This is a genomic window from Aquabacterium soli (genome assembly GCF_003933735.1).
Classification (GTDB): domain Bacteria; phylum Pseudomonadota; class Gammaproteobacteria; order Burkholderiales; family Burkholderiaceae_C; genus Aquabacterium; species Aquabacterium soli.
Window position 1 is genome coordinate 1 of the sequence record NZ_RSED01000101.1, and the last position, 362, is coordinate 362.

The following is a 362-nucleotide window of genomic DNA, read 5'->3' on the forward strand; positions in this document are numbered from 1 at the left end:
CCCCACGGTGAAGGCACCTGGGGGCTGGCCTTCCTGTCCATCCCGCTGTTCGCCCACATGGCCACCCTGTCGGGCGTGTACTTCCTGCTGCACGGCCACCCCGCCGGCCTGGCCATCTACATCAACCAGCTGATGGAGCTGCCCAGCATCTTCATGAACCTGGGCCTGTTCATCTGGGCCGGCATGCTGCTCAAGCAGAGCCGCATCGTCGACCTGTTCATGAACACGGTGCGGCCGTGGAAGCTCTCGCCGCAGCTGCTGACCTACATCATCCTGTTGGCCGCGGCCGTGCCCACCGCCTACACCGGCGCCTCCGGCATCTTCGTGATCGCCGCCGGCGGCATCATCTACCACGAGGTGCG

The 362-nt window shown here is 66.0% G+C and carries 1 pseudogene; it reads left to right on the top strand.

What is annotated here, in order from left to right:
* Positions 1–362, top strand: a pseudogene (locus tag EIP75_RS24240) (TRAP transporter large permease subunit); the annotation flags it as partial.